The 21,489-nt window shown below is 70.4% G+C and carries 23 protein-coding genes; 3 read left to right on the top strand and 20 right to left on the bottom strand.

Translation table 11 applies throughout. From position 1 onward, the window contains the following. Position 1 precedes the first annotated feature (1 nt). From RKE50_RS05805 to tsaB, 3 genes are read right to left on the bottom strand one after another with little or no spacing between them, the layout of a single operon-like run. Complete coding sequence (locus RKE50_RS05805; protein WP_350035102.1) at positions 2 to 919, bottom strand: NAD(P)-dependent oxidoreductase; 918 nt, start codon at positions 917 to 919, stop codon at positions 2 to 4. A gap of 28 nt (positions 920 to 947) precedes the next feature. Further along, positions 948 to 1,745 (bottom strand): undecaprenyl-diphosphate phosphatase, encoded by a 798-nt coding sequence (locus RKE50_RS05800; protein ID WP_350036483.1) that lies wholly within the window; start codon positions 1,743 to 1,745, stop codon positions 948 to 950. Next, positions 1,745 to 2,476, bottom strand: coding sequence for a tRNA (adenosine(37)-N6)-threonylcarbamoyltransferase complex dimerization subunit type 1 TsaB (gene tsaB / locus RKE50_RS05795; RefSeq protein WP_350035101.1), 732 nt, complete (start codon positions 2,474 to 2,476; stop codon positions 1,745 to 1,747). The genes RKE50_RS05800 and tsaB overlap by 1 nt, the downstream gene beginning before the upstream one ends. Positions 2,477 to 2,547: 71 nt before the next feature. On the opposite strand from tsaB, the gene mobA reads away from it, so the two are divergent. Then, positions 2,548 to 3,162 (top strand): molybdenum cofactor guanylyltransferase MobA, encoded by a 615-nt coding sequence (gene mobA, locus RKE50_RS05790; RefSeq protein ID WP_350035100.1) that lies wholly within the window; start codon positions 2,548 to 2,550, stop codon positions 3,160 to 3,162. On the opposite strand, the gene adk is transcribed toward mobA, so the two are convergent. The 15 genes from adk to rpoE form a co-directional block, all read right to left on the bottom strand. Further along, positions 3,155 to 3,805: an adenylate kinase gene (gene adk, locus RKE50_RS05785; RefSeq protein ID WP_350035099.1), complete on the bottom strand. Its 651-nt coding sequence runs from the start codon at positions 3,803 to 3,805 to the stop codon at positions 3,155 to 3,157. The two genes, mobA and adk, sit on opposite strands and share 8 nt — an antisense overlap. A gap of 117 nt (positions 3,806 to 3,922) precedes the next feature. Continuing rightward, complete coding sequence (gene mazG / locus RKE50_RS05780) at positions 3,923 to 4,750, bottom strand: nucleoside triphosphate pyrophosphohydrolase (RefSeq protein ID WP_350035098.1); 828 nt, start codon at positions 4,748 to 4,750, stop codon at positions 3,923 to 3,925. An 11-nt stretch (positions 4,751 to 4,761) separates the two neighbouring features. Then, a complete protein-coding gene (gene relA / locus RKE50_RS05775; RefSeq protein WP_350035097.1) occupies positions 4,762 to 6,993 on the bottom strand; it encodes a GTP diphosphokinase in 2,232 nt (743 codons plus the stop codon). 9 nt (positions 6,994 to 7,002) lie between these two features. After that, positions 7,003 to 7,902 carry a cysteine synthase CysM gene (gene cysM / locus RKE50_RS05770; RefSeq protein ID WP_350035096.1) on the bottom strand — a complete coding sequence of 300 codons (900 nt, stop codon included), beginning with the start codon at positions 7,900 to 7,902 and terminating at the stop codon, positions 7,003 to 7,005. Positions 7,903 to 7,993: 91 nt separating this feature from the next. After that, positions 7,994 to 8,713, bottom strand: coding sequence for a DNA repair protein RecO (gene recO / locus RKE50_RS05765; RefSeq protein ID WP_350035095.1), 720 nt, complete (start codon positions 8,711 to 8,713; stop codon positions 7,994 to 7,996). A 3-nt stretch (positions 8,714 to 8,716) separates the two neighbouring features. Continuing rightward, complete coding sequence (gene era / locus RKE50_RS05760) at positions 8,717 to 9,613, bottom strand: GTPase Era (protein WP_350035093.1); 897 nt, start codon at positions 9,611 to 9,613, stop codon at positions 8,717 to 8,719. After that, complete coding sequence (gene rnc, locus RKE50_RS05755) at positions 9,606 to 10,277, bottom strand: ribonuclease III (RefSeq protein WP_350035092.1); 672 nt, start codon at positions 10,275 to 10,277, stop codon at positions 9,606 to 9,608. The genes era and rnc overlap by 8 nt, the downstream gene beginning before the upstream one ends. A gap of 7 nt (positions 10,278 to 10,284) precedes the next feature. Further along, on the bottom strand, positions 10,285 to 10,695 hold the full coding sequence (locus RKE50_RS05750; protein ID WP_350035091.1) for a DUF4845 domain-containing protein: 411 nt from the start codon (positions 10,693 to 10,695) through the stop codon (positions 10,285 to 10,287). A 39-nt stretch (positions 10,696 to 10,734) separates the two neighbouring features. Then, positions 10,735 to 11,499 carry a signal peptidase I gene (gene lepB / locus RKE50_RS05745; RefSeq protein ID WP_350035090.1) on the bottom strand — a complete coding sequence of 255 codons (765 nt, stop codon included), beginning with the start codon at positions 11,497 to 11,499 and terminating at the stop codon, positions 10,735 to 10,737. 7 nt (positions 11,500 to 11,506) lie between these two features. Next, positions 11,507 to 13,306: a translation elongation factor 4 gene (lepA, locus tag RKE50_RS05740; protein WP_350035089.1), complete on the bottom strand. Its 1,800-nt coding sequence runs from the start codon at positions 13,304 to 13,306 to the stop codon at positions 11,507 to 11,509. A 183-nt stretch (positions 13,307 to 13,489) separates the two neighbouring features. Next, the gene (locus tag RKE50_RS05735; protein ID WP_350035087.1) at positions 13,490 to 14,884 is read right to left on the bottom strand and encodes a Do family serine endopeptidase; all 1,395 of its coding nucleotides are present in this window, start codon (positions 14,882 to 14,884) and stop codon (positions 13,490 to 13,492) included. Positions 14,885 to 14,926: 42 nt separating this feature from the next. Then, entirely contained in the window at positions 14,927 to 15,403 is a 477-nt protein-coding gene (locus RKE50_RS05730; RefSeq protein WP_350035085.1) for a SoxR reducing system RseC family protein, read from the bottom strand. 2 nt (positions 15,404 to 15,405) lie between these two features. Continuing rightward, positions 15,406 to 16,356, bottom strand: coding sequence for a MucB/RseB C-terminal domain-containing protein (locus RKE50_RS05725; protein WP_350035084.1), 951 nt, complete (start codon positions 16,354 to 16,356; stop codon positions 15,406 to 15,408). Then, positions 16,356 to 16,925 carry a sigma-E factor negative regulatory protein gene (locus RKE50_RS05720; RefSeq protein ID WP_350035082.1) on the bottom strand — a complete coding sequence of 190 codons (570 nt, stop codon included), beginning with the start codon at positions 16,923 to 16,925 and terminating at the stop codon, positions 16,356 to 16,358. The genes RKE50_RS05725 and RKE50_RS05720 overlap by 1 nt, the downstream gene beginning before the upstream one ends. A 16-nt stretch (positions 16,926 to 16,941) precedes the next feature. Next, complete coding sequence (rpoE, locus tag RKE50_RS05715; protein ID WP_350035081.1) at positions 16,942 to 17,550, bottom strand: RNA polymerase sigma factor RpoE; 609 nt, start codon at positions 17,548 to 17,550, stop codon at positions 16,942 to 16,944. Positions 17,551 to 17,863: 313 nt separating this feature from the next. Here rpoE and nadB point away from each other — a divergent pair, with 313 nt between their 5' ends. Continuing rightward, positions 17,864 to 19,435, top strand: coding sequence for an L-aspartate oxidase (gene nadB, locus RKE50_RS05710; protein WP_350035079.1), 1,572 nt, complete (start codon positions 17,864 to 17,866; stop codon positions 19,433 to 19,435). Positions 19,436 to 19,440: 5 nt separating this feature from the next. On the opposite strand, the gene RKE50_RS05705 is transcribed toward nadB, so the two are convergent. Then, positions 19,441 to 19,701 (bottom strand): FAD assembly factor SdhE, encoded by a 261-nt coding sequence (locus RKE50_RS05705; RefSeq protein ID WP_350035077.1) that lies wholly within the window; start codon positions 19,699 to 19,701, stop codon positions 19,441 to 19,443. Between the two features lie 84 nt (positions 19,702 to 19,785). Here RKE50_RS05705 and ygfZ point away from each other — a divergent pair, with 84 nt between their 5' ends. Continuing rightward, positions 19,786 to 20,712, top strand: a complete 927-nt coding sequence (gene ygfZ, locus RKE50_RS05700; protein WP_350035075.1) for a CAF17-like 4Fe-4S cluster assembly/insertion protein YgfZ — start codon at positions 19,786 to 19,788, stop codon at positions 20,710 to 20,712. Here the strand turns inward: ygfZ and ung are convergent. Further along, positions 20,691 to 21,440, bottom strand: coding sequence for a uracil-DNA glycosylase (gene ung / locus RKE50_RS05695; protein WP_350035074.1), 750 nt, complete (start codon positions 21,438 to 21,440; stop codon positions 20,691 to 20,693). The two genes, ygfZ and ung, sit on opposite strands and share 22 nt — an antisense overlap. Between the last annotated feature and the right edge of the window lie 49 nt (positions 21,441 to 21,489).

Genomic DNA, 21,489 nt, shown 5'->3' with positions numbered 1-21,489 from the left:
GTCAGTCCTCCTCTCCGCCGTCCCCGCCGTCCCCGCCGTCCCCGCCGAGGGCGGCGATAGCACGCATGCGGGCGTAGAGGCTGGACGTATCCCAGCGTCCGCCGCCCATGTGCTGCACATCGGCGTAGAAGGCATCGACCAGGCTGGTCAGCGGCAGGCCGAGCCGGTAGCGGTCCGCCTCCTCCAGCACCAGGCCGAGGTCCTTGCGCATCCAGTCCACGGCAAAGCCGTGCTCGTACTCGCCGGCGAGCATGGTCTTGTAGCGGTTCTCCATCTGCCACGACTGCGCCGCGCCCTGGGAGATGACCTCGACCACCGCCGCGGCGTCGAGGCCGGCGCGCTCCGCGAAGGCGAGCCCCTCGGCGAGCCCCTGGACGACGCCGGCAATGCAGACCTGGTTGACCATCTTGGCGAGCTGGCCGCTCCCGGCGGGCCCGAGACGCCGGGCACAGCGCGCGTAGGCGGAGAGCACGGGCTGGGCGTGGGCGAAGGCATCCTCGTCGCCACCGACCATGATCGTGAGCGCGCCGTTCTCGGCGCCGGCCTGGCCGCCGGAGACGGGCGCATCGAGGAACGCGATGCCCCGGGCCGCAGCGGTCGCCTGCAGCTCTCGGGCGAGCGCCGCGGAGGCGGTCGTGTGGTCGACGAGGAGGCCGCCGGCCGCCATGGCCGGGAGCGCGCCGTGCTTGCCGAGGACCACCTCGCGCACATCGTCGTCGTTGCCGACGCAGACGAACACCATGTCGGCGCCCGCCGCGGCCTCAGCCGGCGTCGCGGCGTGTGCGCCGCCGTGCTCCGCGCACCAGGCCGCCGCGCGGGCAGTCGTGCGGTTGTAGACGGTCACCCCGTAGCCGGCCGCGGCCAGGTGTCCCGCCATGGGATAGCCCATGACGCCGAGGCCGATAAACGCGAGTTTCATGGCGACTCCAGTGCGGAAAGGACGGGCATTATGCCAACCACAGCGCGTACAGCACCAGCGCCAGGCCGACCCGGTAGGCCGCGAAAGGCAACAGCCCGAGGCGCGCCACCCAGCGCAGGAACAGGGCGATGCAGCTGTAAGCGCAGGCGCCGGCGAGAAGTGCCGCCAGCGTCAGCGGCAGCCACGGCGCCGCCTCCGGTGCGGCCGCGAGCTCCGCCCCCTTGAGCAGCCCCGCCCCCGCGATCACCGGGATGGACAGGAGAAAAGAAAAGCGCGCCGCCGCCGTGCGCTCGACACCGAGGAGCATGGCCGCAGTCATGGTGATCCCCGAGCGGGAGGTCCCGGGGACGAGGGCGAGCACCTGCGCCAGCCCCACGGCCAGGGCGACCGCGACGGTGACCGCAGCGGCCCCCCCGCGCCGGCTCGCGCGGTGCGCGGCCACCAGCAGCAGCCCGAACAGCAGCGTGGTGCTGGCTATCACCGGGAGGGTGCGCAGCTCGGCCTCGATCCAGTCCTCCGCCAGGAACCCTGCGACCACCACCGGCAGCGTCGCCACCGCCAGCGCGAGCACCTCCCGCGCCGGTGCCGTCAGGCGGCGCTGCAGCAGCGCGCTGCCGGTGCCGGCGGCGAGCGCGGCGAGGTCGCGGCGAAAGTAGAGAAGGACCGCGGCCAGCGTGCCAACGTGCACGGCGACATCGAAGGCCAGCCCCTGGTCCGGCCAGCCGAGCACCAGGCCCGGGATCACCAGGTGCGCCGAGCTGGAGATCGGCAGGAACTCCGTCAGCCCCTGCACCAGGGCGAGGAACGCCGCCTGCCACGGTTCGATCACTGCGCCCGGCCCTGCTCGGCGAGGGTCTTCCAGCGGTCTCCGCCCTGTACGTAGAGGGGCGAGACGGCGTCGGCGCTGCCGATAGCACCCGCGGCAAAGCTGGCGCGGGCGAGGGGCACGAGGTCTTCGGCCTCGGGCAGCAGTGCCGGCGACGCACCCGCGAACGGGGGCAGGCCGGCCGGGAACGCATCGGCAAGGGCGGCGCCGGAGCCAACCAGGTAGAGCGGACGCCCGGCGGTGGCGGCCGCGATGGCGCCCGCTGGCAGCGCCCCGGGGCGACAGACGGCGGGCGCGGTGAGCGCCCGCGGCAGGCCGCCGCCGGTGTCGTAGAGCGCCCAGTAGAGCTCGCCGATACGCGCGTCGATGGTGCTGAGGACAACAGCGTCCGGCGCCGCTGCACCCTGCCGCAGCGCCGTGCTCGCCTGGGCGGCGAGGGTCGGTATACCCGCCACGGGCAGGCCGAGGCTGAACGCGAGACCCTGGGCGGCGGCGGCCGCGATGCGCAGGCCGGTGAAGGAACCGGGACCCCGCCCGTAGGCGATGAGGTCGAGACCGAGAGCCGCCAGGGGCGTGTCGCCGGCAAGCTCGCGCAGGAAGGCGAACAGCCGCTGCTGATGCTGCCGCGGCACCACCTCGTGCCGACTGCGCACTTCCCCGCCGAGGGCGAGGGATACGCTGCAGGCATCGGTCGCCGTTTCCACGGCGAGCACGGCGGTGCCGTCGCTCATGGCTTGCTCCGGGGTCGCGAATCGGGGCGCAAGTATCCCATACTTGGCCGGCGCTCACCCAGGGAGACCCCATGTCCAGCACGCCGGCCGCTCCGCCGTCCGCACCGGTCCTCGGCCTGCTCCTCGCCGGCGGCGCCGGTCGTCGCGCCGGTGGCGCCGACAAGGGGCTGCTCCCTTTCGGAACCACGACCCTCGCCGGGGCCGCGGCCGGGCGCCTGCGTCCGCAGGTAGACCGGCTGCTGGTGGCCTGTAACCGCAACCATGCGGACTACAGCGCCCTCGCCGACGGCATCGTGTGCGACCGGCGGCCGCCCTACCAGGGCCCGCTGGCCGGTGTCGAAGCGGTCCTGCCGGCTCTGCCCGAGGGCTGGCTCCTCGCGCTGGCTCCCTGCGACGTACCCCGGCTGCCCGCCGACCTGGTCAGCGGGCTTCGCGCCGCCCTGGCCGACCGCGAGCGCGCCGTCGCCTGGGCGCGTGCGCACGGCCGCGACCACTATCTCTGCGCGCTGCTCACCGGCAGCGCGGCGCAGGGGGTGACCGCCTACCTGGATGCCGGCGGGCGCAGCGTGCGCGGATGGTACGCAACGCTCGCGGGCGGGGCCGTGGATTTCACGGGCCCGGCCAGCGACTTCGGGAACTACAACACGGGGACCGCGGGCCGCCCCCCGGGACGCGGGATCAGCTGATGCCCAGGGCCTCGAAGACCCGGTCACGGATAGCCTCGACGGAGCCGACGCCCTCGACGCGGTGGCAGGCCGGGGCGCGCTCGCCCTTCATCTCGCGGTAGAAGGCGACCAGGGGGCTGGTCTGCTCGTGGTAGACCGCCAGGCGCTTGCGCACCGTTTCTTCCCTGTCGTCGTCGCGCTGCACCAGCGGCTCGCCGGTGGCGTCGTCGACGCCGGGCTCCTTCGGCGGGTTGTGCTCCACGTGGTAGACCCGCCCGGAGGCAGGGTGTACACGGCGCCCGGACAGGCGGCCGACGATCTCCTCGTCGTCCACGGCGATCTCCAAAACATGGTCGAGGTCCACGCCGGCGTCGACCATGGCCTGCGCCTGGGGAATGGTCCGCGGGAACCCGTCGAAGAGGAAACCGCGCTCACAGTCGGGCTGCGCGATACGCTCGTTGACCAGGCCGATGATGATGTCGTCCGATACCAGGCCTCCGGCGTCCATGACCGCCTTCGCGGCGAGGCCGAGCTCGGTCTCGGCCTTGACCGCCGCGCGCAGCATGTCGCCCGTGGAGATCTGGGGAATCCCGAGTCGCTCGGTAATGAACTTCGCTTGCGTTCCCTTGCCGGCGCCGGGAGCACCCAGAAGTATCAAACGCATACGCATTCCTCGTCGTTGCAGTCGCTGGGGAGACGCGGCGGTAGCTGCAGCGCACACCGACCCCGCCCGGAAGGGGCACAACCTTACACAGCGGCTCAGACAGGCACAAGAGCGGGCCTACCCGGCTTTGGTCGAAGCGAGGGCGGCCTTGGCCGCCGCCCAGCGCTGTTCCAGGGCCTCGGCATCGAGCTCCTCCAGACGGCGGCCCTCGGCCTGCACGGCGTCCTCCATGGCGCCGAAGCGCGCCTCGAACTTCGCGTTCGCCCCGCGCAGCGCCGTCTCGCCGTCCACCTTGAGCTGGCGGGCAAGGTTCACGCAGGTGAACAGCAGGTCGCCGAGTTCCTCGCTGATCGCGGCGCCCTCCCCGGCCGCGACCGCCGCGCGCAGCTCGGCGAGCTCCTCGTCGAGTTTCTCGAACACCCCCGCCGGACCGTCCCAGTCGAAGCCGACACGGGCGGCGCGTTTCTGCAGTTTCTGCGCCCGCGGCAGCGCCGGCAGCGCCGTCGGCACGTCGGCCAGCGCGTGAGCCTGGTCCCGGGCCAGCCGCTCCACGGCCTTGATCGCCTCCCACTGCTCCTTGACCTGCTGTTCATCAAGGTCGCCGCGGACGACCCCCTCGATGTCGCCATCGGCGAAGACGTGCGGGTGTCGGCGCACGAGCTTGTCCGCCAGCGTGTGCACGATGCCCGGAAAGTCGAACAGCCCGGCCTCGCGGCCGAGCTGGCCGTAGAACACCACCTGGAACAGCACGTCGCCCAGTTCCTCGGCAACGTGGTCGAAGTCCCCGTGCTCGATGGCCTCGGCGAGCTCGTAGCACTCCTCGATGGTGGAGGGGACGATGCTGGCAAAATCCTGTTTCAGGTCCCAGGGACAGCCCGTTTCCGGGTCCCGGAGCCGTTCCATGATGCGCAACAGGTCGTCGAGGCCGTAGCGGTCTTGGGGCACGGGGCGCTCCTTCAGCGGTCCAGGCGGGCGGCGGAAATGACGTTCTTCAGGCGGTTCAGGCGCTCGAGCAGCTTGGCGAGGGAGCCGAGGTCGCTGATCTCGACCGTCAGCTGCATCGTCGCCGTATGCGTGTTCTTGTTCGAGAGCGTGTTGATGGCGAGCACGTTGATACGCGCGTTCGCGAACAGCGCGGTGACGTCGCGGAGCAGGCCCTGGCGGTCATAGGCCTCGATCGCCAGGTCGACCTCGAAGCGCTCGCCCTCGGCCGCGCCCCAGTCGACATCGATGATGCGCTGCGGCGCCTCCTCCTGGAACTGCATCACCCGCTGGCAATCCGCCCGGTGCACGCTCACCCCGCGCCCCTGGGTGATGTAGCCCACGATACGGTCGCCGGGCAGCGGCTTGCAGCAGCCGGCCATGTGCGTGAGCAGGTTGCCGACACCCTGCACCTCGACTTTCCCCCCGCGGCCGCGGCGGCGCCCCGGTGGTGTCGCCACGCGCAGCTTGGGCTGCGGACGGTCGCCGACGAGGCCCTGCGCGGCGTTGACCACCGTCGAGGAGGACAGGTCGCCGGCACCGACGGCGGCGTACATGTCCTCCACGGTCGGCTGCTGCACCTTGGCGGCGATGCGCTTGTAGTCGACACTGGTCAGGGCCATGCGGCGGAACTCCCGCTCCAGCAGCTGGCGGCCGGCGTCGATGTTCTCCTCCCGCGCCTGGCTCTTGAACCACTGCTGCACCTTCGCCCGCGCCCGGCTGGTGCGCAGGTATCCGAGCCCCGGCTGCAGCCAGTCCCGGCGCGGCTGGTCCTGGCGCCCGGTGAGAATCTCCACGCGCTCGCCGGTCTGCAGGGCATAGGTCAGCGGTACGATCTGGCCATTCACCTTGGCGCCGCGGCAGCGGTGCCCGACCTCGGTGTGCACGTGGTAGGCAAAGTCGAGGGGGGTGGCGCCGGCGGCGAGGCTGACCACGTCGCCCTTGGGCGTGAACACGTACACGCGGTCCTGGGTGATGTCGGCGCGCAGTTCCTCGGCAATGCTCTCGGCGTCCCCCTCCTCGTGCCAGTCGAGCACCTGCCGGAGCCAGGCGATCTTCTCGTCGTAGCTGCTGCCGAGACGCCCGTCCGGGTCCGAGCCCTTGTAGCGCCAGTGCGCGCAGACGCCGAGCTCCGCCTCCTCGTGCATCTGGAAGGTGCGGATCTGCACCTCGAGGATCTTGCCCTCGGGACCGATCACCGCCGTGTGCAGCGAGCGGTAACCGTTCTCCTTGGGGTTCGCGATGTAGTCGTCGAACTCGTTGGGAATGTTGCGCCAGAGCCCGTGCACCAGGCCCAGGGTCGCGTAGCAGTCAGCGACGCTCGGCACCAGGAGTCGCACGGCGCGGATATCGTAGACCTGGGAAAAGCCGATGCCCTTGCGCTGCATCTTCCGCCAGATGCTGTAGATGTGCTTGGCCCGGCCGGAGATCTCGAACTGGATATCGGCATTGTGCAGGACGACCTGCAGTTGCTCGGAGACCCGGCGGATGAACAGGTCGCGCTCCCGGCGCTTGCCGTCCAGCAGCCGGGCGATCTTGCCGTAGGCGTCCGGGTGCAGGTAGCGGAAGGACAGGTCTTCCAGCTCCCACTTGAGGTGACCGATACCCAGCCGGTGCGCCAGCGGCGCGTAGACATCGAAAACCTCGCGGGCGATTGGCTCGCGGCGCTCGCGGTCGTTCTTCACGGCGCGGATCGCGCAGGTGCGCTCGGCGAGCTTGATCAGCGCCACGCGCACGTCATCGACGATGGCGACGAGCATCTTGCGCAGGTTGTCGCGCTGGGCATCGGCCTGCCCGAGCACCCGTTCGTCGCCGGTCTTGCGCAGGTCCGATACCGCGGCCATGCGCAGCACACCCTCGAGCAGCTGCGCCGTGGCGCTGCCGAAACGCTCCTCGACCTGCGCCACGGGCAGGCGCTCCTCGCGTACGGCGCGGTACAGCAGGCCGGCGATGAGGCAGTCGGCGCTGACCTGCAGTTCGGCCAGGATCTGGGCCGTTTCCAGGCCGGCGAGCAGACAGTCGGAATCGGCGCACCAATCGCCGAGATCGAGGCCCGGCCGGGCGACGGCATCGGCGGCGCAGTGGGCCGCCGATGCCACCCGCTCGGCGTCGGTCGTCTCCAGCGCCAGCGGCAGCTGCGCGAGCCAGGCGCGCACGTCCGCATGCCCGTCTTCGCCGATCCATGCCTGGTCGCGAACCCGAACCACTGCCGCGCCTCAGCCGCCCGCGCCGAAGACGCCGGTGGACAGGTAGCGGTCGCCGCGGTCGCAGATGATGGCGACGATGGTCGCGTTCTCCACTTCCGCCGACAGGCGCAGCGCGCCGGCCACCGAGCCGCCGGCGGAGACGCCGCAGAAAATGCCCTCCTCGGCGGCGAGGCGGCGCATGGTCTCCTCGGACTCCTCCTGGGAGATGTCCATCACCCGGTCGACCCGGGCGGGCTCGAAGATCCTTGGCAGGTAGGCCTCCGGCCAGCGGCGGATCCCGGGAATGCTGGCACCCTCCGTTGGCTGCAGGCCGACAATCTGGACATCCGGGTTCTGCGCCTTCAGGTAAGCCGAGCAGCCCATGATGGTGCCGGTCGTGCCCATGGAGCTCACCAGGTGGGTGATCCCGCCGCCCGTCTGCTGCCAGAGTTCCGGGCCGGTGCCCCGGTAGTGGGCCAGCGGGTTGTCGGGGTTGGAAAACTGGTTCAACTGGCGGCCGCGGCCCTCCTGCTCCATCGCCTCGGCGAGATCGCGGGCGCCCTCCATGCCGGCCTCGCCACTCACCTCCACCAGTTCAGCGCCGTAGGCCCGCATCGCGAGCTTGCGTTCACTGCTCGCGCTCTCGGGCATGATCAGCACCATGTGGTAGCCGCGGATCGCCGCCGCCATGGCCAGCGCGATCCCCGTGTTGCCGCTGGTCGCCTCTACCAGCGTATCGCCCGGCCGGATATCGCCGCGGCGCTCGGCCTCGACGATCATGGACAGCGCCGGCCGGTCCTTCACGGAGCCGGCGGGGTTATTGCCCTCGAGCTTGGCCAGCAGCGTATTGCTGGTCCTGCCCGGCATGCGCTGCAGCCGGACCAGCGGCGTGTTGCCGATGCAGCTCTCGATGGTGGGGTAGTCGGGCATGGCACTCCCTTCCCGTGACAGGCCGCAGAGTATAGTAGGAGCGACGCCCCCGCCGCGACCCACCGGTGGAGGGCGCCGCGGGGTCCCGCGATCAGCCGTCCTGCCGCTCCCGGCGGCGCAGAAACAGCTGCCGGCTGCGCAGCGGGCGCTCCCCGAGCAGCTCGCCCAGGGCGCTGCGCAGGACACCCTTGGCGGCCTTCCCGGCACTGCCGGTAAAGTCGCCGGATGCCGCGCGCAACAGGTCGGCACCGGCGAAGGTCGTGCCGCCGGCCCCGGGGCGCTGCGCGCAGACGCCCACCCCCGGCTCGAACAGGTAGCGGCCGGAGGCCGCCACCGCCACGCCGGCGCGGGCGTCGCGGTCGAAGGCAAAGGCGTAGCCCAGCGCCTCCAGCAGTTCGCACTCGAAGCGCCGCAGCGCCGGTTCGATGGGCTCGCCGTCGGCCAGCGAAGCGAGCACCGTCGCGTAGCTCGCGAAGACCGCGGGCTGCGGATCGTCCCGGTGCAGCAGGCGCACGAGCAGCTCGTTCACGTAGAGCCCGGAAAGCAGCGCATCGCCGCGCAGCGGTGCAAGGCCGCCCCCCGTTTCGACGCCGGCCAGGGTCTTCAGTTCCCCGCGGCCCGCGAGGCCCACGAGGAGCGGCGAGAAGGGCTGCAGCAAGGCCCCGGGGCTGCCGCCCCGGCTGCGCCGGCGCAGGCCGCGGGCCACCGCACCCACGCGCCCGTGCTCGGCGGTGAGCAGCTCCAGCAGCTGGCTGCTCTCCCGGTACGGGCGCCGGTGCAGGAGGTAGGCCGGCTGCAGGGTCTGCCGCAAGGGCTACCGCTCGTCGTAGCCGAGGCTCTTCAGGGCGCGCTCGTCGTCGGCCCAGCCGGCGCGAACCTTCACCCAGAGGCGCAGCATGACCTTCTGGTCGAAGAGGCGCTCCATGTCCTTGCGTGCCTCCGTGCCGATGGCGCGCAGCCGCGAGCCGCCCTCCCCGATGACGATGCGCTTCTGCCCGCGGCGCTCCACCAGCACCAGCGCGCTGATGTGCAGCACGCCCCGGTCCTCGGCAAACTCCTCGATCTCCACCGCGGTGGCATAGGGCAGCTCGTCGCCGAGCTGCCGGGTGATCTTCTCGCGCACGATCTCCGCGGCGAGAAAGCGCTCCGTCCGGTCCGTGACCTGGTCTTCCGGGAAAAAGAAATCGCCGGCCGGCAGCAGCTTCAGCACCTCGGCGTCGAGTTCGTCCAGGTTGTGCTCGCGCAGCGCAGAGAGCGGCACGATGGCGGCGAAGTCCGCACGCTGGCTCAGCGCCTCCAGGTGGGGCAGCAGCACGCGCTTGTCCGCGAGCAGGTCGACCTTGTTGACGGCCAGGATCACCGGCGCGCCGCTGGCGCGGACCTGCTCCAGCACGCGCTCGTCTTCGTCGGTCCAGGCCGTGCGATCCACCACCATGATGACCACGTCCACGTCGGCGAGCACGGACCGGGCGGCGCGATTCATGACCCGGTTGATCGCCCGCTCGCCGCCCGTGTGCATCCCCGGCGTATCGACGTAGACGGCCTGCCAGCCGGCCTCGCTGCGGATACCGAGGATCTGGTGCCGCGTCGTCTGCGGCTTGCGCGAGGTGATACTGAGCTTCTGCCCGACGAGGTAGTTGAGCAGCGTGGACTTGCCCGTATTCGGGCGTCCCACCAGGGCGACGTAGCCGGCCCGGGCCTCCTCAGCCATGGTCCAGGATCTCCAGCACCGCCCGCGCCGCCGCCTGCTCAGCCCGCCGCCGGCTGCTGCCGCTGCCCCGCGCCTCGCAGGCCGGGGCTTCGAGGCGGCAGGCCACCTCGAATTCGCGGGCGTGCTCGCTGCCCTCCACCGACACCAGCTCGTAGCTCGGCAGGGGCAGGCCGCGGCCCTGCAGGTGTTCCTGCAGCCGTGTCTTCGGATCCTTGCTCGCCCCCGCGCCGGCGAGCGCCGCGAGCTCTTCGCCGAGGAGGCGATCGACGAGCGCGGCGCAGGCCGCCGGGCCGCCGTCGATGAGCACGGCGCCGACGACGGCCTCGAGGGCATCGGCCAGGATGGAGCCGCGGCGGCGTCCGCCGCTCTTGCGCTCCCCGGGGCCGAGGCGCAGGTGGTCACCGAGGCCGAGGCGCCGGGCCACGGCGGCGAGCGTATCGCCGCGCACCAGGGCGGCGCGCATGCGCGAGAGGTCGCCCTCGTCGGCATCCTGGAACTGGTGGAAGAGGCGCTCGGCGACGTAGTGATTCAGTGCCGAGTCGCCGAGAAACTCGAGGCGCTCGTTGTTCCGGCGCCCGACGCTGCGGTGAGCGAGTGCGCGCTCGAGGAGTTCGCGGTCGTCGAAGCGATAGTCGATCGCGCCCTCGAGGCGGTCAAGCTGCACCGGGGACTCAGTCCGAGTAGCTGCGGCCGGCTTCGTACTTGAGGTCGTCGAACTTGATGACCGCATCGATGCGCCAGGCCACCGGAACCCGCGCCTCGTAGCGCGCATCGATCCAGGTCCGGCCCTCCTCGCGGAACACCTCGATGTCCTTGTAGTCGATGCCATAGATCTGGTTCGTGTTGAGCAGCGTGGCCAGCTTGCGGCGCACATCGGCAATGGTGTCCTCCTCGCGGTTGTATTCCTCCGCGACCTTGGTCACCACCTCCCGGACCTGCAGGTATTCGATATAGGAGGGCGCCATGCGCAGGCCGACCATGATGAAGAACCCCACCATCATCGCGATGATGAGAATGGCCGGGAGTGACAGCCCCCGCTGCCGTTGGAACCGCCTGTGGTAATGCCTGTGGATCGCCGCCATGCCAGTGCTCCGCTGTCGTCGCCCGTCTAGTCCGGTACGTTATTCTATGACACCGACGCGGCTGAAGCTCGGGATACTGAACAGCGAGTCCCAGTGCATCCAGACCGCGAACGCCTTGCCGACTATATCCTGTTCACTCACCTGCCCCCAAACGCGGCTGTCGCTGGAATTGTCCCGGTTGTCGCCCATCATGAAATAGTGCCCCGGGCGAACGGTAATCGAGAAGTCCCGCGCCGGCCGCGCGAGATCCGCCTGCACGAGGTGGTTGCGGCCGCCGAAGGCGGCGAGGCTGACACGCTGCCGGGAGCGGGCGCCGGGCACGACCGCCAGGGGCTCCTCGGGCACGAGCTCCCCATTCACGTAGAGCCGCTTGTTGCGGTAGGTCACCTGGTCGCCGGGGACGCCGATGACCCGCTTGATGTAGTAGGTCTTGTTCATGTGCGGCGGGAAGAACACCATCACGTCGCCGCGCTCCGGTTCGCCCAGGTCGATCACCTTCGTGCGCAGCACCGGCAGGCGGATGCCGTAGGTGAACTTGTTGACCAGGATGTAGTCGCCCACCTCCAGCGTGGGGACCATGGACGACGAGGGTATCTGGAACGGCTCCACCACGAAGGAGCGGAGCACGAAGACCACGAAAAGCACCGGGAAGAAGGATTTCGAGTACTCCACCACCACCGGCTCGGAGCCGGCCTCCTCTCCCCGCCTGCGCCGCGCCGGCGCGAGCACCAAAGCGTCGAACAGCCAGGCGCCCCCGGTGAAGGCCACGGCGAGGAGAAGGATCAGGGGGAAATCGATACTCATGCCGGCCTCAGCTGTCCACCTGCAATACCGCCAGGAAGGCGGACTGGGGAATTTCCACGCGGCCGACCTGCTTCATGCGCTTCTTACCGGCTTTCTGTTTCTCCAGCAGCTTGCGCTTGCGGGTCACGTCACCCCCGTAGCACTTGGCGGTCACGTTCTTGCGCAGGGCCTTCACGGTCTGCCGCGCCACGATCTTGCTGCCGACCGCAGCCTGGATCGCCACGTCGAACATCTGCCGGGGGATCAGTTCCTTCATCTTCTCGGTGAGCTGCCGCCCGCGGTGCTGCACCTGGTCCCGGTGCACGATGATCGCCAGTGCGTCGACCCGCTCGCCGTTGATGAGTACATCAAGGCGGGCGAGGCTCGCCGCCTCGAAGCGGTCGAAGCCGTATTCCAGGGAGGCGTAGCCGCGGCTCACGCTCTTCAGCCGGTCGAAGAAGTCGAGCACCACTTCCGCCATGGGGATGTCGTAGGTGAGGGAGACCTGGCTGCCCAGGAACTGCATGTCCTTCTGCTCACCGCGCTTCTCGACGCACAGGGTAATCACGTTGCCCAGGTACTCCTGCGGCACCAGGATGCTGCAGCGGGCGATGGGCTCGCGCATCTCCTCGATGTCGCCGACGTCCGGCAGCGCCGAGGGGTTGTCGACGTAAATGACCTCTCCGCTCTTTTTTACTACCTCGTAGATGACCGTCGGCGCCGTGGTGATCAGGTCCAGGTCGTACTCGCGCTCCAGCCGCTCCTGGACGATCTCCATGTGCAGCATACCGAGGAAGCCGCAGCGGAAACCGAAGCCGAGAGCGTCGGAGGTTTCCGGCTCGTAGAAGAGCGAGGCGTCGTTCAGCGTTAGCTTGGCGAGGGCGTCGCGGAAATCCTCGTAGTCGTCCGTGGATACGGTAAAGATTCCCGCGTACACCTGCGGCTTGACCTTCTGGAAACCCGGCAGCGCCGGCACGTCCGCGTGCTGCGCGGCAACCAGCGTATCACCCACCGGGGCGCCGGCGATGTCCTTGATGCCGGCGATGACGTAGCCCACCTCCCCGGCCTGGAGCCTGTCCGTCTCCCGGCGCTTCGGGGTGAAGATGCCGACACCGTCCACCTGGTGGATCTTGCCCGTGGACTTGGTGACGATCCGGTCGCGCTTGCGCAACACGCCCTGCTTCACCCGCACCAGCGATACCACGCCCAGGTAATTGTCGAACCAGGAGTCGATGATCAGCGCCTGCAGCGGCGCCTCCCGGTCACCGCCGGGCGGCGGAATGTGGGCGACGAGATACTCGAGGACGTCCTCGATACCGAGGCCGGTCTTAGCGCTGACCAGGCAGGCCTCGCTGGCATCGATGCCGATGATCTCCTCGATCTCCTTGCGCACCTTGTCCGGGTCCGCCTGCGGCAGATCCATCTTGTTGAGTACCGGCAGCACCTCGAGACCCTGCTCGATGGCGGTGTAGCAGTTGGCGACGGACTGCGCCTCGACCCCCTGCCCGGCATCCACCACCAGCAGCGCGCCCTCGCAGGCGTAGAGGGAGCGGGACACCTCGTAGGAGAAGTCCACGTGCCCGGGCGTATCGATGAAATTGAGCTGGTATACCTGCCCATCGCGGGCGGTGTAATCGAGGGTGACGCTCTGCGCCTTGATGGTGATACCGCGCTCGCGCTCGAGGTCCATGGAGTCGAGCACCTGCTCGGCCATTTCACGATCCGTGAGGCCACCACAGTGCTGGATAAAGCGGTCCGCGAGCGTCGACTTGCCGTGGTCGATATGGGCAATGATCGAGAAGTTGCGGATGTGTTCCAGGTCGCTCACTCAGCAGGGTCCGGCGCCGACGCGCATGAAAGGGCCCGCGACCCCCTGGGCCCCGTGCCGGCAATGGGTGGCGGCGCAGGGCGCCGCCGGTTCTAAGGGCGCGGATTGTACCCCAGCCCGCCGGCGCCTGCTATGCACAGCCACCGGGGCAGGGCCCGGTGCGCGCAGGCCCCGGCAGGGGCACTACTCGGGCAGGCGCAGGCCGATGAACAGCGGCGCGCCGCGGCGGATGAGCCGCAGGGGCACGGAACTGCCGGGCTTCTGCGACTCCAGCGCCTCGCGCAGGCTGTCGAGGTCCTTGACCGGGGTAGAGCCCACGAGCGTGAGCACGTCGCCGGCGAGGATACCCGCCTCGTCCGCCGGGGAATCGGGGATGACACTGCGCACGACCACGCCGCCACTGATGCCCCAGCGCTCGAGGGTTTCCGGTGCCGCGGTCTCCGCCGTGATGCCGATGCGCGCGCTGTCGCCGTCGCCGCCGGTCGAGGCGGCCCGCGGGTCGTCGTCGGCATCGAGGCCGCCGACCTCGACCTCGAGCGTCTGGCGCCGGCCGTTGCGCACGACCACGGCGTCGACCTCGGCCCCCGGCCGGAGCAGGCCGACCACGTGCGGCAGGTCGGCGGACGTGTCGATCGTCTCGCCGTCGAAGCGGATGATCACGTCACCGGGCTCGATGCCCGCGGCCTCTGCCGGGCTCCCGGGGGCCACCTGGGCCACGAGGGCGCCCATGGGCCGATCTAGGTTGAAGGACTCGGCCAGGTTGCGATCCACGTCCTGGATGGTAACCCCGAGCCAGCCCCGGGTGACACGGCCCTCGGCCTTGAGCTGCTCGACGACGTTGCGCACGACGCTGACGGGAATGGCGAAGGACAGACCGATGGAGCCGCCGCTGCGCGTGTAGATCTGCGAGTTAACGCCGACCACCTCGCCGTCGAGGTTGAACAGCGGGCCACCGGAGTTGCCGGGGTTGATGGCGACATCGGTCTGGATGAAAGGCACGTAGTTCTCGTTGCGCTCCGTGGGCAGGCTGCGGCCCATGGCCGAGACGATGCCGGCGGTTACCGAGTAATCGAGCCCGAACGGCGAACCGATGGCCAGCACCCATTCGCCCACGGCGAGGTCGTCGTCCTCGTCGAGGCGCAGCACGGGCAGGTCCTCCGCCTCGATGCGCAGCAGCGCGAGGTCCGAGCGCGGATCGGTGCCGATGACCTCCGCATCGTACTCGCGGCGATCGATCAAGCGCACGACGACACTGTCGGCGCCTTCGACCACGTGGTTATTGGTGACGATGTAGCCGTCCTCGGAGAGGACGAAGCCGGAGCCGAGGGACATGCGTTCGCGCGGGCCCGGCGGCTCGCCGCGGAACTCGAAGAAGCGGCGCAGATACTCCGGAATCTCCTCCGTGTCGAAGCCCGGGTGGGCGCCGCTGCGGCTTTCCACCAGGATCTTTACAACCGCGGGGGATTGCTCGGCCACGATCTTGCGAAAATCCGGGAGCTCGCGGGCCGAGGCCAGCGCGGGCAGGAGAAGAAAGGCGAACAGCAGCAGCGACCGGTGCAGGATGCCTTGTGGAATCATGGCTAACTCCTTGGCAGAGATGACGAATAAAGAGGGGGAACTCTAGCGAAGCGCGAGGGGTTCCGCAGCACGCTCGACGATTTCTGACAGCGCCGGCTGCAGGCGCCGGTCGTAGCGGTGGCGCCAGCCGTGCCAGCGCACGAGCAGCAGACCGCTGGCCAGGCCGGCCACCGCGCCGACCGCCGCGGGCCCGTCGCCGGGCAGCCCGGCCAGCGCCGGCAGCGCGGCGCCGGCAAGCAGGGTGAGGAGCGGCAGTGCATACACGATGAGGGAACCGCGCAGCACGACGGCCTCGGGCAGCTCGATCATGACCTGGTCGTCGATGCGGCAATCGGCGGGCGCCAGGCGAGGCCCGGGCAGCACGCGGACGAGGCCGCGCCGACCGCTGGCATAGCGCTCCAGCAGGCCGTGGCCGCAACCCTTGCTGGCCGCGCAGGCGCCGCAGGTGCTCTTGCGGATGGTCTCCACCCAGACGCTCCCGTCCTCCACCGCGACGACCCGGCCCGTTTCCCGGAGCATGCTCAGCGCACCCGCTGCACCGCGTCCGCGACCATGCGGGCGGTGTTGACGGGGATCTCCCCGAGGACGGTGATGAGCACCGGGTCCGGACCCAGCGTGAGGCCCCGGGTGTAGGACACGGTGCTGCCCTCGCGGACCACGCCCTCACCGGGACGGAGCGGTTCGCCGAGGCGCTCGACAAAGACAGAGAAAGTCGCCATGCCGTCAGTATAGGAGCGTCGCACGCTCTGCGCGGCCGTTTCATCGGTAGGGACAAAGCCGGCGGGCAGCCAGCCGGGCGTCCAGCCCAGGCCCGTTTCCGGGCCCGCCTGCGGCGCGGCCGGGTGCGCGTGTGCGGTACGGTGGACGACGGCGGCCGTCGGCCGCTCGGACGCCGCAGGCGCATCCCCGCCAATGTTGACGCTGGCGAACTGGAACTGCTCCAGGGGCCTGCCGCCGGCACCGAGGACCGTGCCCTTGAGGAGCACCGCGGACTCGCGATCGAGCTCGAACACGTAGCCGTAGCGGTACATGTCCCGCGGCTGCAGGAGCAGGCGCACGGCGCGGCGCCCGGCGACGCGCTCACCGGGCCCGGTGCTGATCCGGTAGTGCCCGGCGAGGCCGCATTCGCCCTGTGCAAGCGCGGCGGCGCGCAGCAGCTGCTGCCCCGGGCTGTCGCAGTCGAGGGGGTGGTCGCCGCGCACGACCTGCGCTTCCTGCCCGGTAAGCAGGGTGAGGTCCTCGGAGACGAGATCGCCGTCCACGCGATGGCGCAAGGCCATCATGCGCAGGCTGTTGCCCCGCTGTAGCGTGAGCACGCCCTCGTAGCTGACGGCACCGGCGCGCCCGGCCAGTGCCTCGAGGAGCGCCACCGCCTCCGGGTCGGTCTCCGGGCAGCCCTGGGCGAGCGCCGCGCTCCCGGTCGCGGCGAGCACCGGCCAGAGCAGCCAGCGCAGCACGACAGCGGCTGTCATCAGCGATCGATCTCCGGCACGCGCGCGAAGGGAATCAGCCCCTGGGGCGTGTTCAGTGCGGCCTGCTCGGCGTGGTCCTGGCTGTAGAGGCGCAGGCGCTGCCGGGCGAGCTCGTCATAGGCGCCCGCGGCGGCGGGCTGGAGCGCCGGCACGGCCCGCGCGCCATAGCTCGCGCGTACCGGCGCGGCACCGATGGTGTTGACCAGGCCGACCGGCGCCGCCACGGGCCCCGCGCCGGGTCGGTCGCCGACGCCGGCGAGTTCCCGGCCGCCGAGCACGACAACCGCCGTCACCGAGGCGGCAATGGCGAAACTGGCGACGGAGCGCCAGCTCCCTGCGCCCTTGCGCCGCGGCACGGCCTCGGCATCGATGGCCTGCCGGACCGCGCCGGAGATATCCACCCTGGCTGCCGCGGCATGGCCGTGGAGCGCATCCCGGGCGAGATGGTAGCGGGACCAGGTGGCCCGCACCTCCGCGTCCTCGGAACGCGCCAGCAGCCGGCGCAGGGCGAGGTCGTCACCCTCCCCGTCCATGACCGCCGACAGGGATTCGCGCAGTGCCTCGTTCATGCCTCACTCCAACCGTTCACTGGTGTTTCCTCCGGTCCGCTGCCGGCTCTCCGGCAAGCTGGGCCCGGACCCGGATGTCGATGGCTTCGCGGGCGCGGAAGATCCGCGATCGCACGGTGCCCACCGGGCACTCCATGACATCGGCGATGTCCTCGTAACTGAGACCATCAAATTCCCGCAACGTTACCGCGGTCCGTAAATCTTCCGGCAATTCCTCGATGGCGGCTTCCACCACCGCCTTCAATTCCTCGCCGAACAGGGCATTCTCGGGGTTTTCAAGGTCGCGCAGGGCGCCGCCGCTCTCGAACTGCTCGGCATCCTCCACCTCGATATCCGCCCCCGGGGGCCGCCGCGACCGCGACACCAGGTGGTTCTTCGCGGTATTGATCGCGATGCGGTAGAGCCAGGTATAAAACGCGCTGTCACCGCGGAACCCCGGCAGCGCCCGATAGGCCTTGATGAAAGCCTCCTGGGTGACGTCCTGCACCTCGTCCGCGTCCTGCACGTAGCGACTGACCAGGCCGAGAATGCGGTGCTGGTACTTCAGCACCAGCAGGTCGAAGGCGCGGTTGTCGCCGCGCTGCACCCGGTCCACCAGTTGCTTGTCCGTCGCTTCGGCCGTCACCGGCGCTGGCTCTCCCTGCTGCGTCGCGACCCGGCGCCGGCGACGCCGTTCCGTGGCCCTTCCCTGTGGCTGGCCCCATAGACCACGGGACCGTGGGGAAGTTCAACGGTTTCCGTCCACCGGCATTCCCGGCTGCCAACAATTCCCGAAATGCCTGCCACGATATGCATTTACCGATGCGCGAGGTGCTCGTTTATACTCGCGCCAAGCTTCTCACGGCGCGTCCCCTTTTGCACTTTCGCGACCTTCAGCACAGGCAGCAGCCGGCGTGCCTGCCAGGGCACCGCACTCCGCCCGGCCGGGACCGCGCCTGATGGGGCATCACTGGCGGCACGACGTGCTGGTGATCGGCAGCGGCGCCGCGGGGCTGACGACCGCCCTCAGCCTGCCGGCGACGCTGCGGGTCGCCGTGCTCACCAAGGGAGACCTGGAGCAGGGCTCGACCTACTGGGCGCAGGGCGGTATGGCCGCCGTGCTGCACGACCGCGACAGCGTGACCTCCCACGTGGAGGACACGCTCCGCGCCGGCGGCGGCCTCTGCCACCGCGACATCGTCGAGTACACCGTGGCCAACAGCCGGGCCTGTGTCGACTGGCTCGTTGACCAGGGCGTGCACTTCGACCGCCGCGAGGCGGAGCAGGGTCACGAGTTCCACCTGACCATGGAGGGCGGCCACTCCCACCGCCGCATCATCCACGCCGCCGACCAGACCGGCCGCGCCATCGGCGATGTGCTCGGCGAGCGCGTCCGGGCAGCGGACAATATCGAGGTGTTCACGGACCGCATCGCCGTCGACCTCGTCGTCCGTGACGGACACTGCCACGGCGCCTACATCCTCGACCTCGGCACCGAGCACGTGGATCTCTTCGAGGCGCCCGCGGTGGTGCTCGCCACCGGCGGTGCCAGCAAGGCCTACCTTTACACGAGCAACCCCGATGGGGCCAGCGGCGACGGCATCGCCATGGCCTGGCGGGCCGGCTGCCGCGTCGCCAACCTGGAGTTCAACCAGTTCCACCCGACCTGCCTCTACCACCCGCGGGCAAAATCCTTCCTGGTTTCCGAGGCGCTGCGCGGTGAGGGGGCCGTGCTTCGGCTGCCGGACGGGGAGCGCTTCATGCCGCGCTTCGACGAGCGCGCCGAGCTGGCGCCGCGAGACGTGGTCGCCCGGGCCATCGATCACGAGATGAAGCGCCTGGGGGTCGACTGTGTCTACCTCGACATCAGCCACAAACCGCGGGATTTCCTGGAAGCCCATTTTCCGACAATCATGGCGCGCTGCCGCGACTTCGGCATTGACCTCGCTTCCGAGCCCATCCCCGTGGTGCCCGCGGCCCACTACACCTGCGGCGGCATCGTGGTCGATCGCGACGGCTGCAGCGACCTCGCCGGGCTCTACGCGATCGGCGAATGCTCCTTCACGGGGCTGCACGGTGCCAACCGGATGGCCAGTAACTCGCTGCTGGAGTGCATCGTCTTCGCGCGCGCTGCGGCGGCGCACATCGCCGCCAACCGGGACTTCGCCCCGGCGGCGCCGGCGCTGCCGCCCTGGGACGAGAGCCAGGTGACGGACTCCGACGAGGACGTGGTGATCTCGCACAACTGGGATGAGCTCAGGCGCTTCATGTGGGACTACGTGGGCATCGTGCGCACCAACAAGCGCCTGGAGCGGGCGCTGCACCGCGCGGAACTGCTGCAGGCGGAGATCGCGGAGTACTACAGCAATTACAAGATCAGCAACGACCTGCTCGAGCTGCGCAACCTCGCCATGGTGGCCGAGCTCATGATCCGTTGCGCGATTTCACGCCGCGAGAGCCGCGGCCTCCACTACACCCTCGATTACCCGGACCTGCTGCCCGAGGCCCGGGACACGATCCTAGCGTCCTGACCCGCTCAGGCGCCCTCGCCGCGCTTGTGGGCAACGATGCGGCGAACGAGCCCGGCCAGGGCCGGGTCTTCCGGTGCCTCCCGGCCGAGGAACCAGGCGTAGAGCTCCTGGTCCTCGCACTCCATGAGGCGCTGGTAGCAGGCCCGGTCGGCGTCCCCCAGGGTCGGGTAGACGGCCTCGACGAACGGCGCCAGCACGAGATCGAGCTCGAGCATGCCGCGGCGGCTCGCCCAGCGCATCCGCTGGTGGTCGTTTTCCCGTATCATCGCCATCACTCCAGGGGTGCCAGGGCGGCGCAGTATAACGTGTCCGTCACCGCCGGGCCCCGCCGCGGTACACGGAGGCAGCGCATGACCGACAGCCATTTCTCGGAACTCAGCGAAGACAGCGTGCTCGCCCTCGAGGGCGCCGGCATCGCCGCATTCCTGCAGGGGCAGCTCACCTGCGATACGCGGGCGGCGGGGCCGGGCACCAGTGTGCCCGGTGCCCTGTGCAACGCGCAGGGGCGGGTCGTCGCCGACCTGCGACTGCTGTTGCCGGCTTCCGACCAGGGCCTGCTGCGGGTCGGCAGTGCGCTCGCGGAGCATACGGCCGCGGTGCTCGGCCGCTATGCGATGTTCTCGCGTATCGCCGTGCAGCCCGCCCGCGACCGCTGGCAGCCCTGCGCCCTCTGGGGCACCGCCGCGGCGGCTGCGCTGCGCGACGCCGCCGGTACCGCTCCCGCCGGAGAAAACGCCTGCGCCGCGGGCGATGGCTGGCTGGCGGTCTGCTGCGACGAGGCCGGCACGGCCTTCGAACTGTACCTGTCGGGTGACGGCGGCAGCGCCCTTCGCGAGCGCCTCGAAGCGGCCGGCACCGCTGCCGAGGCGGACTGGCGCGCGCTCGAGCTGCGCCGCGGTCTGCTCCGCCTGGGTGAGGGGCAGGCGGAGTCCCAGCTGCCGCAGGCCCTGAACTACGACCGGGCCGGTCTCGTCAGTTTCCGCAAGGGGTGCTACACCGGGCAGGAAGTGGTGGCCCGGCTGCACTATCGCGGCCGGGCGAAGAAACGCTGGGGCCTGTGGCAGGGCCGCCTCGCGGCGGCGGCAGCGCCCGGCGGGATGCTCGCCGACACGGATGGAAAACCCTGCGCCGAGGTCCTGCGCTGCGTCGTCGACAGCACCGGGACGAGCTGGATCGCGGCTCTCGCCCGGGTCGAGGACAGCAACCGCGCGCTCGCGGGCGCAGCCGGGGAGGCGCTGGAGCCCTGCGTCCTGCCCTACCCCTCGAACGGGGATTGAAGCGACGGGGGTTGAGCGGCGAGGCGCTCGGCTTCCGCCAGCGAGGGCAGCTGCCAGTCCACCGGCGCAGCGCCGCGGGCGGCAAGCCAGTCGTTGGCCCGGCTGAAATGCCGGCACCCGATGAAACCCCGGTGTGCCGACAGCGGCGAGGGGTGCGGTGCGCGCAGCACGCAGTGGCGCCGGCCGTCGATCTGCGCCCCTTTCTTCTGGGCGTAGCTGCCCCAGAGCATGAACACCAGGCCGCGTTCCTCGGCGTCCAGCAGCGAAACCACCCGGTCCGTGAAGCGCTCCCAGCCCTTCCCCTGGTGCGCGCCGGCACGGCCCTGCTCCACGCTGAGCACGCTGTTCAGCAGGAGTACGCCGCGGCGGGCCCAGGCGACCAGCGAGCCGTGCACCGCGGGGGCAATGCCGAGGTCGGCCTCCAGCTCCTGGTAGATGTTGCGCAACGAGGGCGGCAGCGGTACCTGCGGGCGCACGGAGAAGCAGAGCCCGTGGGCCTGTCCCGGGCCGTGGTACGGATCCTGGCCGAGGATCACGACCGAGACGCGCTCCGGCGGCGTGTACCAGAAGGCATTGAACAGTTCCGGACCGGGAGGAAAGACCGTGGCGCCGGCGCAGCGGCGTTCGCGCAGGAAGGACGAGAGCGCCCGCATGTAGGGTTGCTCGAATTCGTCCCCGAGCAGGCGCAGCCACCCCGGCTCCAGCCGCACTTCGCGCTTTCCGTCCACGCCTTCTCCCTCGCTCCGACGCCCCGCGGGCGCACAGGCTAACCCGGCT

The sequence above is a fragment of the Pseudohaliea sp. genome, assembly GCF_040217025.1.
Classification (GTDB): Bacteria; Pseudomonadota; Gammaproteobacteria; order Pseudomonadales; family Halieaceae; genus Pseudohaliea.
The sequence above is the reverse complement of the archived record's forward strand: the minus strand, read 5'-3'. Positions and strand labels throughout refer to the sequence as shown.